Origin of the sequence: Allolucifera butyrica, from assembly GCF_900476375.1 — a bacterium.
GTDB classification, from domain to species: domain Bacteria; phylum Bacillota; class Negativicutes; order Sporomusales; family UPPP01; genus Lucifera; species Lucifera butyrica.
On sequence record NZ_UPPP01000064.1, the window covers coordinates 80,566 to 94,638 of the forward strand.

General features: G+C 45.7%; 13 protein-coding genes, 3 tRNA genes and 1 pseudogene. 13 read left to right on the top strand and 4 right to left on the bottom strand.

What is annotated here, in order from left to right; translation table 11 throughout:
* The first annotated feature begins 1 nt into the window (after nt 1).
* From citD to LUCIF_RS08640, 9 genes are all read left to right on the top strand, one after another.
* Nucleotides 2-295 (top strand): citrate lyase acyl carrier protein, encoded by a 294-nt coding sequence (gene citD, locus LUCIF_RS08600; protein WP_122627466.1) that lies wholly within the window; start codon nt 2-4, stop codon nt 293-295.
* Nucleotides 295-1,170 carry an HpcH/HpaI aldolase/citrate lyase family protein gene (locus LUCIF_RS08605; RefSeq protein WP_122627467.1) on the top strand — a complete coding sequence of 292 codons (876 nt, stop codon included), beginning with the start codon at nt 295-297 and terminating at the stop codon, nt 1,168-1,170. Before citD ends, LUCIF_RS08605 begins: the two co-directional genes overlap by 1 nt.
* Nucleotides 1,167-2,708, top strand: coding sequence for a citrate lyase subunit alpha (citF, locus tag LUCIF_RS08610; protein ID WP_122627468.1), 1,542 nt, complete (start codon nt 1,167-1,169; stop codon nt 2,706-2,708). Before LUCIF_RS08605 ends, citF begins: the two co-directional genes overlap by 4 nt.
* Nucleotides 2,709-2,712: 4 nt before the next feature.
* Entirely contained in the window at nt 2,713-3,759 is a 1,047-nt protein-coding gene (gene citC, locus LUCIF_RS08615) for a [citrate (pro-3S)-lyase] ligase (protein ID WP_122627469.1), read from the top strand.
* Nucleotides 3,760-3,938: 179 nt separating this feature from the next.
* Nucleotides 3,939-4,015: transfer RNA gene (locus LUCIF_RS08620), tRNA-Pro, on the top strand.
* Nucleotides 4,016-4,030: 15 nt separating this feature from the next.
* Nucleotides 4,031-4,104, top strand: a tRNA-Gly gene (locus LUCIF_RS08625).
* Nucleotides 4,105-4,228: 124 nt separating this feature from the next.
* Nucleotides 4,229-4,304, top strand: a tRNA-Arg gene (locus tag LUCIF_RS08630).
* A gap of 322 nt (nt 4,305-4,626) precedes the next feature.
* Nucleotides 4,627-5,421 carry a GIY-YIG nuclease family protein gene (locus tag LUCIF_RS08635; protein ID WP_122627470.1) on the top strand — a complete coding sequence of 265 codons (795 nt, stop codon included), beginning with the start codon at nt 4,627-4,629 and terminating at the stop codon, nt 5,419-5,421.
* Between the two features lie 316 nt (nt 5,422-5,737).
* The gene (locus LUCIF_RS08640) at nt 5,738-6,283 is read left to right on the top strand and encodes a site-specific integrase (protein ID WP_122627471.1); all 546 of its coding nucleotides are present in this window, start codon (nt 5,738-5,740) and stop codon (nt 6,281-6,283) included.
* Nucleotides 6,284-6,337: 54 nt separating this feature from the next.
* Here the strand turns inward: LUCIF_RS08640 and LUCIF_RS08645 are convergent, their stop codons facing one another.
* Complete coding sequence (locus tag LUCIF_RS08645) at nt 6,338-7,216, bottom strand: LysR family transcriptional regulator (protein WP_122627472.1); 879 nt, start codon at nt 7,214-7,216, stop codon at nt 6,338-6,340.
* A gap of 157 nt (nt 7,217-7,373) precedes the next feature.
* Here LUCIF_RS08645 and LUCIF_RS08650 point away from each other — a divergent pair, with 157 nt between their 5' ends.
* The 4 genes and pseudogenes from LUCIF_RS08650 to LUCIF_RS08665 all read left to right on the top strand — a co-directional run.
* The gene (locus LUCIF_RS08650) at nt 7,374-8,582 is read left to right on the top strand and encodes an MFS transporter (protein WP_207857278.1); all 1,209 of its coding nucleotides are present in this window, start codon (nt 7,374-7,376) and stop codon (nt 8,580-8,582) included.
* A gap of 174 nt (nt 8,583-8,756) precedes the next feature.
* Nucleotides 8,757-9,731, top strand: a complete 975-nt coding sequence (gene pta, locus LUCIF_RS08655) for a phosphate acetyltransferase (RefSeq protein WP_122627474.1) — start codon at nt 8,757-8,759, stop codon at nt 9,729-9,731.
* A gap of 75 nt (nt 9,732-9,806) precedes the next feature.
* Nucleotides 9,807-10,742 carry an NAD(P)-dependent oxidoreductase gene (locus LUCIF_RS08660; protein WP_279386951.1) on the top strand — a complete coding sequence of 312 codons (936 nt, stop codon included), beginning with the start codon at nt 9,807-9,809 and terminating at the stop codon, nt 10,740-10,742.
* 152 nt (nt 10,743-10,894) lie between these two features.
* Nucleotides 10,895-12,040: pseudogene (locus tag LUCIF_RS08665) on the top strand (IS256 family transposase); the annotation flags it as partial.
* Nucleotides 12,041-12,545: 505 nt separating this feature from the next.
* Here the strand turns inward: LUCIF_RS08665 and LUCIF_RS08670 are convergent.
* From LUCIF_RS08670 to LUCIF_RS08675, 3 genes are all read right to left on the bottom strand, one after another.
* Nucleotides 12,546-13,148, bottom strand: coding sequence for a hypothetical protein (locus LUCIF_RS08670; RefSeq protein ID WP_126720585.1), 603 nt, complete (start codon nt 13,146-13,148; stop codon nt 12,546-12,548).
* Nucleotides 13,111-13,332 carry a hypothetical protein gene (locus tag LUCIF_RS26025; RefSeq protein WP_165865938.1) on the bottom strand — a complete coding sequence of 74 codons (222 nt, stop codon included), beginning with the start codon at nt 13,330-13,332 and terminating at the stop codon, nt 13,111-13,113. Before LUCIF_RS26025 ends, LUCIF_RS08670 begins: the two co-directional genes overlap by 38 nt.
* 458 nt (nt 13,333-13,790) lie before the next feature.
* Nucleotides 13,791-14,073: transposase (locus LUCIF_RS08675; RefSeq protein ID WP_207857282.1), on the bottom strand; the 283-nt coding region annotated here is incomplete at its 5' end.

The window sequence follows — 14,073 nt, forward strand, 5'->3', positions numbered from 1 at the left end:
TTTGGCAAATAACGTACGGACAGCGCAGGCAGGAACTTTGGAATCCAACGACATCATGCTGACGGTTGCTCCCGGACCGGCCGGTTCGGGAATCCAGCTGGATTTAGACAGCATTGTTCTGGCTCAGTATGGCCCGGCCATTCGCCAAACCATTTTGACGGTGCTGGCGGAATCTGATGTGACCGATGTTTACATCAAAGCAGTGGACCGGGGAGCACTGGACTGCACCATCCGGGCGCGGACGCTGGCAGTTCTTGGACGGGCCGGCTTCCTGCTGAAAGGAGAACTGGTGTGATGGATTTACGCAGGAGTATGTTGTTTTTACCCGGGAACAATCCCGGTATGCTGCAGAATGGCGGTGTTTTTGAAGCCGATGCGGTGATCCTGGACCTGGAGGACGCCGTTGCTCCCCGGGAGAAAGATGCCGCCCGGCTGTTGGTCGCCCAGGCGCTGCAATCTGTTGATTATGGCCGCAGTGAAAAGGTCGTTCGGATAAATACCTTGGACACGTATGGTAAGCAGGATATAAAGGCGGTTGTGCCGTGTTCGCCGGACGGGATCCTGCTGCCGAAAGTTCAGTCGGCAGCGGATGTTCAACAAGCGGCGGCTCTGATTGACGCTGCGGAGCGGCCGGGGCAGAAAAAGGTGCGTATTTTCGCCTTAATCGAGACGCCGGGTGGCGTGGAACAAGCCTATGGGATAGCCACTGCCGACCCCAGAATGGCGGCTCTTGTCCTGGGGGCGGAAGACTATACGGCCGCCATCGGCTCCCAGCGGACGCCGGCGGGAACGGAAATTCTCCATGCCCGGTCCAGTCTGGTGAATGCCGCTGCCGCCGCCGGGATTCAGGCGGTTGATACACCCTTTACCGATGTCAATGATGACGCCGGGCTTGCGAACGATACCCGTTTTGCCAAATCCCTGGGTTTTAAAGGCAAGCTGAGTATTAATCCGCGCCAGCTCGAAGTAATCTATAGTGTGTTTAATCCCGAAGCCGCGGAAATTGACTGGGCCCAACAGGTTGTGGCAGCCATCCGCCAAGCCGAAGCCGAAGGCTCCGGGGTCGCGTCGCTGCATGGTAAAATGGTCGATGCGCCGATTGTAAACCGGGCGGAACGGATTTTATTCCTGGCCCGGTTGCTGGGGCTGGTTGGAGGAGACGGACAATGAAGAATGCAATCGGTCGGGAAATTCCCGAATATATCGAAGGTTATGGTCAGGTTGTGCCTTATGCGGGGGCGTTTGCCACACCGCCAAACCGGCAGCGTCAGTCGCCGCCGGTAAAATGGAACAAACCAGGTGAGAGCAAGCTGATTGCCGGCCTCGAAGCAGTATTTCGCCGGGTTCCGGTCAAAGACGGCATGACGTTATCGTTTCACCACCATTTCCGTAACGGCGACGGAGTCGTCAACATGGTATTGACTACGGCCGCCAAACTGGGTTTGAAAAATTTGAAAGTCGCCTTAAGCTCCATATTTCCGGTGCATGCGCCGCTGATTGAACATATTCAAAACGGCGTGGTAACCGCGCTGGATACCAATTACATGTCCGGGCCGGTGGCGGAGGCTGTTTCGAGGGGGCTGCTGGCTCAGCCGGTGATTATGCGCACCCACGGGGGCCGGGCCAGGGCCATTGAGTGCGGCCAGCTTAAAATTGATGTGGCCTTCATTGCCGCACCGGCGGCCGATAATTATGGAAACCTTAACGGCGTACAGGGTCCCGCTGCCTGCGGTTCGCTGGGCTATGCCTTTCCTGACGCCGAGTATGCCGATTGCGTGGTTGCCGTCACCGACCATTTGGCCGAATATCCGTTGTCGCCGGTGTCCATTCCTCAGACCCGGGTGGACTATGTCGTCGTGGTGGACCGGGTAGGAGACCCGCAGGGAATTGTATCCGGAACGACCCGGATTACCAAGGAACCGGTAGGCTTAAAGATTGCTTCCCTGGCGGCTAAAGTGATTGAAGCGGCCGGCTTGATCCAGGACGGGCTGTCTTTTCAGACGGGAGCCGGCGGCGCTTCGCTGGCAGTTGCCCATTATGTGCGGCAGAAAATGGAACAGACCGGCGTCAGGGGGAGTTTTGCCCTGGGCGGCATAACCGGGTATCTGGTCGACATGCTGGAGAAGGGACTTTTTCAAAAAATTCTCGATGTGCAGGGTTTTGATCTGGAAGCAATCCGTTCTTTGACGGCCAACCCCAACCATTTGGAAATCGGAGCCGGTTTTTACGCCAGTCCGTTTACTAGCGGCTGTGCTGTAAATAAACTGGATGTGGTCATCCTCGGCGCTACGGAAATCGATACGGACTTTCACGTGAATGTGGTAACCGGGTCTAATGGGATGATCATGGGCGGGTCCGGCGGACACAGCGATGCGGCTGCCGGAGCTAAATTGACCATTGTGGTTGCCAATCTGCTGCGCAGCCGGCTGCCGATTATCGTTGATAACGTGCTGACGGCCACAACCCCGGGAGAAACGGTGGACGTACTGGTTACGGAACGGGGAATCGCCGTCAATCCCGGCCGGGAAAGTTTACGGCAGCAATTAACGGCAGCGGGGCTGCCGGTGAAGACGATTCAGGAACTCAAGGAAATGGCTGAACAGATTGCCGAGAAACCCAAAGCGATTCAAACCGGGGAAAAGATTGTCGCCGTCGTTGAGTACCGTGACGGAACAATGATTGATGTTGTCCGGCAAATGGGGGATTAACAGGATGTGGGAAGAGGTAGAGACCCGGTCCATAAATTTAAAACGTCCCGGTGAAGTGCAGCAGGTCAGAGATTTTTTGGCCCGCTTTGACCTTGCTTTTTCCGCTGATTTGGACTATACCATTGCCCTGTATAAAGAGGAGCAAATTGTGGCAACCGGTTCGCTAAGTGGTGAAACCCTGCGCAATATTGCGGTTGACGAATCCCTGCAAGGTGAAGGTCTGACGGCGGTGGTAGTCAGTGCGCTGATGAATGAGGCCGCGCAACGGGGGCGGTATCATTATTTTCTGTTTACCAAACCGGGCAATACTGTACTGTTTTCTTCCCTTGGTTTTACGGAAATTGCCCGGGCGGAGCCTTATGCCGTGCTGCTGGAAGCCGGCATTGGCACTGTCGGGGATTATTGCCGGGAAATTAAGGAGCAGCTGGCAGGATTGCCGGCCGGACCGCGGGCCGGCGTGGTAGTCAATTGCAATCCCTTTACCAGAGGGCATCAGGCCCTGATTGCCAAGGCGGCGAAAGAGTGTGCGTCGGTCGTTGTCATGGTAGTGAGTGAAGAACGGTCCCTCGTTCCCTTTGCGGTACGCTACCGGCTGGTACGGGAAGGGGTCGCGGAATACTCCAACGTTCTGGTCGTACCGGCCGGAACGTATATGGTTTCGGCGGCTACGTTTCCCGGCTATTTCACCAAAGGGGAGGAAACGGTAACGGCGCAAACCCGTTTGGATGCCGCATTGTTTGCGCAGCGGATTGCTCCCGCTCTCAACATAACCCTCCGGTATGTCGGGGAAGAGCCCTATTGCAATGTGACGGCAGCTTATAATGAAGCATTAGCCGCTATTTTGCCGCAATCTGGAGTGGAGCTGCGGGTTGTACCGCGTATTTTATCGGCAGGAGAAGCCATCAGTGCTTCCCGGGTCCGGGAATTGATCCGGCAGGACCGGTGGGAGGACATGGCTTCCCTGGTACCGCCGTCTACGTACCGGTATTTGGTTTCGCCGGAGGCTGCGCCGGTAATTGAACGGATCAAGAACACGAATTCCCGCCATTAATTCTGCCGGCTTATATAGTTGACTATATAAATAAAATATGCTAATATGTTTTTGTTTTACTGCGTTAGGTAAATGATTTTCCGTCAATCGCTAAAACATGTTGCGTTGTTATGTAAAATGTTTTTTAGGACACATTGACGGCTATACATGACGTATGGTACAATATATTTTGTGATTGACGGGGCGTGGCTCAGTTTGGTAGAGCACCTGGCTTGGGACCAGGGGGTCGCAGGTTCAAATCCTGCCGCTCCGACCACATAAATCGCTAAATGCGGGTGTAGCTCAATGGTAGAGCACTAGCCTTCCAAGCTAGCTACGAGGGTTCGATTCCCTTCACCCGCTCCATCTTATATCGAGCCTGTCCAGAGGTTGTGGCCCCTGGATTTTTATTTGCTCCCTGCCGCGGTAAGACAGTTGACACTACATTATGTTGGTGTTATAATTTTTGAGGTAAAGAAATCATTTATATGCGCCTGTAGCTCAGGGGATAGAGCAACGGACTTCTAATCCGTTGGTCGTACGTTCGATTCGTACCAGGCGCGCCACTTCAAACGCTAGAACGGCAATGCTTCCGGGAAACGGAGCCTTGCCGTTTTTCTGTGTCTGGGGGCTTACTTATACTATAACTTGTACTATTACGCTTGCTACAGCGAGCAGGAAGAAGAAAATAATGGATAGCGGGAGTCTTAGCGACTTCCGCTATATATATTGCTCAAATATCGCCGCTGCCTGCCTGTCAATGGCTTTGGATGGGTGGCAATAACCCATCGTCGTGGCGATTTCTGATGAAAGAATGGGGTGTATCATGACGATGAGATTGAATGATAAAAATCCTTTTCAAATAACTACCCCAGAAGAGCCGGGGGAATGGGGCAAGGTACGATGAAGTCAGGTTATCTATATGTATTGGTGCACCCGTCTGATCCTGACCTTTACAAGATCGGAATAACCACCCGTAAACCCGAAGTACGATTGGCCCAGCACAATAGCAACTACGAAGAATACACGGGTCAGATCGTAAAAGAGACCGGTCAGAAATGGCAATTGAAGGAATACATTTCCGTCCCTGACCCGGCACATGCTGAAGCAGCATTTTGGGGAGCAACGGGTTTAGCAGATATCCCGTTTCGACAAGGCATTGAAGTTGAAAAGATGGAATGGAAATGGGTACAGGCGGGTTTGGACGCAGCAAAGAAAGCTGGTGTACGGCCGCTCCCGAAGCCATTGTCCGACTGGGTTTATGCATATACAGCATGGATGAACAAACGACTGGAAGGACGTGACATAACCCTTGTAGGGTATGTTAGAAGTATGGTGTCTGGAAAAGCTACCTTTCGATGTAGCAATGGACATGTATGGCGGACGAGATGCACTTATGTAGCAGAAGGTGGAGGTTGTCCACAATGTGGGATCGGCGATAGGAAACCAGAAGAAATTTGGCAGGCGGCAAAACTGGGCTACCTTTGTCTGTTGATACATCCTGAAAAGTCAGGGTTTATTAAAATCGGGCTGACATACAACAAACAATGTTATGAAAGAAATGTATGGGAAGGCTGGGAGGTACATCGCTATCGATTTGTTGAGGACCCCGTTTTAGCTGAAAGATTAATTTGGGAGTTGCTGGCCAGCCTCTGCCCAATGATCGCGAACCAATTAAAATAGACTTGAGCGTAGCAGAACAGGCATTCCGCGACTTAATTTATCAAATGCATCGCGAGATTGCCTTGGTGGAAAAGAAAAAAAATATATCCTAATGCAATTTTGTAAGTTGGTACAACTAGAGTGGACGACGCAGATTAAATGGAATGCTAAAGTAACACAATTGTATTTTGTTACATTTATAGAAAGTCCACTAAGGCAGTAAAATCAAGCCTCGGTGGACTTTCTAGTAGGTATTGTATTTCGGGGGCTCGCGGCGAATGTAACACACGATATAATTTTATTATAAAGTGCTGCATTCGCTAGGGGGGCCAAAGAAATGGAACTTGTTGAGCCGATTCGAGATAAAAAGCAGATTCAAGGAATGAAAAAGTACCTGAGGGGGCAGAACACTCGAGATTATCTGTTGTTCACCTTGGGAATCAATTCAGGGCTCAGGATTTCCGATTTGCTGAAACTGACGGTGGAAGATGTAATAAAGGACCGAATCACTATCCGGGAGAAGAAGACCGGTAAGGCTAAGGATTTTCCGTTGTCTGAAACCTGTAAAAAGGCGATCGGCGAATATCTAAAAGAAACGGGATTGAGCGAGGGCGCTTTGTTTGCCAGCCGGAAAGGCGGGCGACCACTATCGCGAGTTCAAGCCTATCGGATTCTGAATGACGCCGCGAAGCAGCGCGGAATCAAAGAAGCAGTTGGAACTCACACACTGCGCAAAACGTTCGGGTATCACGCTTATCAAAATGGTGTTGATATTACTAGAATTCAAAAGCTGCTGAATCACTCGACGCCAAGTATAACGCTTGCGTATATAGGAATTACCAAAGAGGAACTGGATGCGGTTTATATTACGCTAAACTTATGATTAGCGTAAGAAATTCTTAATAGGGGCAGATCAGCGCTGACGGGAGTAAGCCTTTCAGAATAAATCAGCCATATACTGGTCCAAAAGAGCAAGGCTTCCTTTTGCTGACGGCTTAATATTTTTGTGGGTGATTTTGTAGCAGACCCGTTCAGGAGGAGAATCCAGTAACTGTTGAATCAAAAATTGTCCTGTTTTTACGAACGAATTGGCCACGGATTTAGGCACAACAGACCATTGTCTAGGATCTTGCATGAGTGAAAAGATTAATCCGGCAATATCGACTGGAATGTATGCTGCATGAATCGGGTCCCACCACCGGTCGTGCCACATTTGAAAGGCTGGTCCCCAATTCCAATATATCTCGTGTTCACAATTCAGCTCGGTTGGGTGAATTGGTTGCAAGTTGCCAAATTCGTGCGCTGTTGCGGGTCTAATCAATACGGCCTCATCTATAAAGAACGGTTCCACATCAATGTTGGGTACCGTTCTTTCCATTTTTACGAAGGCTACGTCTATTTCCCGGCGCCCCATGGTATCCCATAGCTCTACAGAGTGTTGTGTGTGGAATTGCAGTCGTATTCTGGGACTGTGCTGTGCCAAGGCCCGGTAAAGGGGGGGGAGAACATACGTATTTAAGCTGTTCGATCCTCCGATGGAAAGACTTAATTGGGGACCGGTGGCTTGCAGTTTTTCCGTATCCTGTTTTAACCTGCTCCAGCGTTCGGCAATCGTGACAAAGTTCTCACCGAACGGAGTTAAAGTGATTTTCTGTATACCTTTCCCTCGCTCAACAAGGGTAGCCCCCATTTCTTGTTCCAGGATTTTGAGCCGATAACTGACAGTAGCTTGAGTCAAATTCAACACTTCAGCAGCCTTTTTTAGGTTTTGAGTCTGGACAATGGCAAGAAACGCATCGATACCAGCAACATACATAAATTCTAGCCCCCCTAAATATAGAAGCATTAAATATATAATGCAAAATTTATTTGATTTACAACGAATATTTCTTTATTTAAACTTAACATGAAGTTAACAAAGAAACAACGGTATCACTCAAAGTTCTTAATTAAATTTGGGGGAGATGCGAGCTGTGAATCAAGGTGCTATTATTCAATCGTCAAAAGAACAGTTTAAGTGGAAGGCATTGTCGGCAGGGTGTCTCGCCCACTTCATTCATGATGGCTTTACCGATATGATTTATATTTTTTTCCCAATCTGGCAAGCCCAGTGGGCTTTGACATTTGTCGAGGTAGGCCTTCTGAAAACTCTAATTTCCGGCTCAATGGCCATGTTTCAACTGCCTATCGGCATTGTTGCCAATCGTATCGGGCAAATAAAGCTATTGCTCATTGGAACAATTATTACTAGTGTTGCGGTTATGTTATGGGGGTTCGCAATCAGTCCTGTTTTACTGGGATTGTTGTTAGTACTAGGCGGTTTAGGTTCCAGTGTACAACATCCGGTGTCGTCTTCTGTTATATCGGATGCTTATTCAGACATACAAGCCCGGCGAACGGCATTAAGTACTTACAATGTCGCTGGCGATATAGGCAAACTTGTTTTGCCTGGTTCGGCAGCTTTTCTGATCGCATATTGCGGATGGCAATCGGCAGGCCGTTTGCTCGCGACAATCGGCTTGCTAACCACACTAATACTTTTCATTAATTCTCTGGGTATCCGTATGACGGGTTCTTCTTGGCCGCAAGAAACGAACCAGCCTACTGGAAACGCTTTATTATTGGGGTGGAATGGTTATCAGGCTTTTTGGTTACTATCCACAATAGGCATAATAGATAGTGCCACACGGATGGGATTTTTAACCTTCCTGCCTTTCCTTCTCCAGGGCAAAGGGGCCAGTGTTACCCAGATAGGTTTTACTCTTACACTCATTTTTGCTGGTGGTGCCGCCGGAAAGTTGATTTGCGGTATATTGGCTACCCGGCTCGGTATTTTGCGGTCGGTTATAATAACTGAAAGTGTCACTGCAGTATGTATTGCCGGTATGATTGTTCTGTCATTTAATAACGCGTTATTGCTTGCGCCTATTCTTGGTGTAGCACTAAATGGCACCTCATCTGTACTTTATGGCAGCGTCCCTGAATTAGTTTCAGAAAAACAGAGGAAACAGGCCTTTTCAGTCTTTTATACGATGACCCTAGGGGCAGGAGCGATTTCACCGGCTATTTACGGGACAATAAGTGATTTTGCTGGTATAACGACTACTGTTATTATCGTGGCTATCGTTCTCTTAGTTACGATACCATTAACCTTTCCGCTTCGAGGGAAATTAGTAAATTAATTGTAACAGGCTGAATTCGGAGAGCTATTTATGAGGCGGGATTTTATAAACCAACATGTTATATACTTATAAAAGTAATCGGGTATAATTATCTCAGCAGCACCTTACAGAATAATTTTCTGGAAGGTAAGAGAGATGCAACGTGAATTTTAGTAAAAAATGGAGGCCTATAAAATGTTTGATAGTATGGTTGAAAGATTAAAAGCCAAACAGCAAAAGCTAGTATTTACGGAAGGTTCAGATCCGAGAATTCTTGAGGCTGCAAGCCGTTTAAAAAAGGAGAAGATCATCGAACCGATATTGTTAGGTAATCCGGAAGAGATACCTATGGTATCGCAAAAGTATGGTTTTCTTATAAATGAAATTGAAATCATAGATCCTAAAACATATCCGGCTATAGAATCCATGGTTGCGATGATGGTCGAACTGAGAAAAGGAAAAATGGATGAGGCTGCCTGCCGAGAGGCTTTGAAGAAAACGAATTATTTCGGTACGATGCTTGTTAAAATGGGGTATGCTGACGGCCTCTTAGGCGGTGCAACCTATTCTACTGCCGATACCGTTCGCCCGGCACTTCAAATTATTAAAACATCACCTGGAAATAAAATCGTTTCAAGTTGCTTTATTCTATATCGCAATGTTGAGGATGTTGAGGAAAAATACGCAATGGCCGATTGTGCTATCAACTTGAATCCAAGTGAGGATGAACTTGTCGAGATTGCTGTTGAAACGGCAAGAACAGCAAGAGTCTTTTCAATTGATCCCAAAGTTGCATTGTTGTCTTATAGCACGCTAGGCTCAGGCGCAGGAGAATCAGTGGATAAAATGCGAAATACTGCCGCCAAATTAAAGAGTATGAACCTTGATTTTTCAATTGACGGAGAGCTACAATTTGATGCCGCGTTTTCCAAAGATGTTGCAAAAATAAAAGCCTCACGCTCTCCTGTTGCCGGAGAAGCGAATACTTTCATATTCCCAGATATTAATGCCGGCAATATTGGTTATAAGATAGCTCAGCGTCTTGGAAGCTTTGAGGCATACGGTCCGATCCTCCAGGGGCTAAATGCACCGATAAATGACCTTTCAAGAGGGTGTAATGCAGATGAAGTTTATCATATGGCAATTATTACTGCTGCTTTAAAAAGATAAAATCGCAAACATCAAACGGGTTTTCTTCGAAGCACGGTATAGAGCATGAAAGGTGGTTTAGCAATGAAGATTCTCATGGTCGGCCATTTTAGCGAGACCGTAAAATCAAATATTGCAAGGCATTTTCCGGAAGACTGGGACGTTGTAATTGTGTCGCCCGGAAAAGAAATGCTGCATCATATTGAAGATTGTCAGGTATTCATACCTGAACATGTTAAAGTGGACCGCAGCCTACTTTCTATGGCAAAAAAATTAAAATTGGTACAGACGGGTGCGGGATTTGATAATGTTGATATTGAGGCCTGTACGCAACGCGGCATTTGGGTGGCCAATGCAGCAGGAGTGAATGCACAGGCAGTGGCCGAGCATGTCATGGCATTGATATTGTCTTACTATAAAAATATACCGTTTCTTGATGCTTTCATGAAAAACAGGATGGATGAAAAGCAATTGGAATATACAGGGAGTGAATTACAGGGAAAAACGATTGGGATTATCGGCTTGGGCGCCATCGGTAAAAAAGTAGCTGAGTTTTGCAGGGTTTTCGATATGAATGTGCTGGCTTATGCCAGAAATGCCGCTCTTCAGTCTGACGGTTTTGTGAAAATGACGGATTTCGATAATCTTGTAAGCGCATCGGACATAGTAAGTGTACATATATCCCTGAATCAGCAAACCAAACAGCTGATCAACAAAGCAGTATTCAAGAAAATGAAGAATACCGCACTTTTTATCAATACAGCCCGCGGCGGGATTGTCAATGAAAGCGACTTGATAGATGCGTTAAAAAACAGGGAAATTTCAGGCGCATGCCTGGATGTGTTTGAAACTGAACCGCTTCCAGCCGACAGTGAACTCCGGAATCTGGGTAATGTGATACTTACTCCCCATACAGCAGGCATGCCCGACGGTCGCAAACTCCATAAAAAAAGATATGATTTCTTTGTGAATAATATAAAACGTGTAAAGAATGGTGAAGAGCCTGAAAGCAAGCTCAATCAGTTATTATAGTCTTGGTACAATAGAGTGTTACAGGAACAATGATAAAAGCTCAGGCATTGACTGCCGAGGGCACAGAAAATTTTGTATAAATAGGATTGAAACATCTTCCCTACTGGCAAGAATAGGAATAAAACTATTTGAGCCGGAAAGGAAGATTTTTTATGAAAACAATACCCAAGGAAGTCTTAAGGAACTAATCAAAGAAGAAAAATTTAGCAATACCACGAAAGTTATGAGTGCAATCAAAGAAATGTTTCGAGATGTGCTCCAGGAAATAATGGAGGCAGAATTAGAAGCCGAGCTTGGATACGAAAAACAGGAACGTCGGACGGAAGATTTCGAAACATCCCCGTTGAAAAATTACCGAAATGGCTACTCAAAAAAGACAGTTAAAACGCAACTGGGAGAAGTAGAAATAGCGGTTCCCCGTGATCGAAATGGCGAATACGAGCCCAAAATAATCAGCAAATATAGCCGAAGCGCCGATGGCATGGAAGAAAAAATTCTATCTCTGTATGCTGCAGGCCTTAGCATTCGGGGCATATCAGAACAAATAAAGAGTCTGTATGATGTAGAAATCTCGCCAGAGCTAGTAAGTAAAATCAGTGAAAAAATCATGCCTCAACTTAATGAATGGCAAAATCGTCCGTTAGAAGCAGCATATTCCTTTATCTTTCTGGATGCCATACACTATAAAATTCGTGAAGACCATCAAATTGTTACGAAAGCAGCCTATGTGGTGTTGGGAGTCAATTTAGATGGTTATAAAGAAATACTAGGCATATGGATCGGCGAGAATGAAAGCAGTAAATTTTGGCTCAGTGTTCTAAATGAACTGAAAAGCCGCGGAGTACAGGATGTTTACCTATTTTGTGTGGATGGACTGAATGGGTTTCGTGAAGCGATTGGCGCCGCCTATCCAAAAGCAGGAATCCAACGCTGTATCATACACCAAATTCGCGCAAGTATGAGGTATGTAAACTACAAACATGCTAAAGCCTTCACCGCTGATTTAAAAGAAGTTTATACGGCAGTAACCGAAGAAGAGGCCCTAGAAAAAATTAATGAGTTTTAAAGAAAAATGGGGTCAAAAATATCCGGCAGCAATAAAAAGCTAGGAGGATAATTGGGATATTTTGTCTACGTTTTACGCATATCCCCCTGCCATTAGGAAAATAATATGTACAACCAACATTATTGAAGGATTGCATCGGCAATTTAGGAAAGTAACCAAAACCAAAGCTGTATTTCCCAATGATGATGCTCTGCGCAAAATGTTGTACTTAGCATCAAATAACATTGTCCGTCCTAATGAGACCGGAGGAATACTGAGTCATGTACAAATTTGCACGGAATGCAATACGGCTTACTACAGTGCTGCGAAGAATACCGATGCTCTTTGTCAAAAATGTGATGGCAAATTAGTGCTGGATGTCTCGGAGCATTGTCAGGATCAAAATGCGAAGATGAATGGACAGATTATCCAGAAAATTAACGAGGGACACTATTGATTATGTCAATCGTGTTCCTTTACTTATACTACTTGTACTATTACTTGTACTGCAGCGCTTTCTTTGTACTGTAGGAAGAGGTGATCGTTGACATATTGGGGAAAATACTGTGAATCACCAAAGCCATGATATACTTGGATTTGGGGGATTAAAAAAATATTTACATAACTAGTTAACGTAGACTTCTAATCCGTTGGTCGTACGTTCGATTCGTACCAGGCGCGCCAGTAAAATCAAAGGTCTCTAGGTAATAACACCTAGGGACCTTTTTTGAATGTTGATATCTTATTATGTTCCATTGTTAGAATATGTAAGAAAATCCCAGGTTAACGCCATATTGATGTGTTTGGCTATCCGGCTCATACGAGCCATCGGCTAGAATATTACTTTGGTTGATAGCAGAATATTCATACCAAGGCGTAAGAACAAATGACCACTGAGTGTCTAATTTATCGGTAAAAGGAGCTTCAACTCGTATTCCAGGCTTATTACCTAAATTAAAATTTTGCCCAACATCTGTTGAACCACCATTATAATAAGTACCTAATTTACCTTTAAACGTGAATTTAGCGGCAATATCCAAAGCCCCGTCCCATTGGTTGTTAATTTTGTACTCGATACGATAGCCGACGGGGATATAGCTCCATGAATATTTTTCTAAATATCCCGAATAGAGAGCATCGGTAGCAAGGCTACGATCCCATGTGTGATATCCATAGCCGGTATAAATAAATTGTTTATTGTCATCAGATATGGGTATACCATAAGTAACTTCGAAGTTAGAAAAATTACTATTGGTTGTGCTTTTATCGGGAGGGCCGCCAACAGCACCATTGTATTCATATTGGGTGTTGCCGTTTGTATTGTCATATGATATCTTCCAGAAATTTTTTTGATATGTCATCTTGGTTTTTGTAAGATAGATGAAAACCATTCAACCAAGAAGTTTCAGAATCCCCGATTACTTCTGAATACCCATAATGATAATGACGCCAACTTGTTTCAAGTGTTTGAGTATTGGTATCCGCAAGACAAACACTAGTTGAAACGGTTAAAAACGCGGATAGAAGAATGGCCTTTTTTAACATCCTGGAATCTCCTTTTGTCATTTAATCTACTTCGATAATACAAGCATATTCCTGAATTATTAGAATCTGATTAGGGAAGAAAACAGCGGGATGGCCCTATAAAGGCTGCCCCACTGTTTTTTTTACAGATGAATAATTATTACATAACCAAAGCTACACCGAGCGGTCATCAAAGGTATAAAGCTGCAGTTGACTTTCGTTGTTTCCTGAAAAATCAGGAGCGGCTTAAGGAGGACTAAAAATTATTCCCTTGTAGAAACAGTGACAAAAATGGCGTTCTCTTGATTAATCACAAGGAAGTAAAAAAAAGAATCTCCCTGGTTTCAACAGAGGCCACTGAAGAACTTGTAGTTTTTCGGAGCAAAGCTCAAGAGTAAGAAATAAAAGACGACCCTTATTCCCAATTTTGGGATAATGGTCGTCTTTTACTATCTGGAAAAACCTTTATAACTTGTCTCTTATTTTATCAGTTTCAATATTCTCTTTATATTAACAGTAAATATCGCCATCGCCCCTTGTAACTCCATGCCAACAAGACCCGAAGATGACGCTACGTCATACCCGTGCCTGTGTTTGAGTTCACTGTTTTTAGCCTCAATCTTGTAGCGCTCTTTCGCCTTTTCCTTGAAGTACTCGCTTTCCTGGAACGCCATTTGTTCGGTGTGCTCACCAGATTTAATTTTCATCGAATAAGTTTTGTTTTTTGCTCCCTCTTTGTAGCACCCTTCTTTGAAAGGGCAG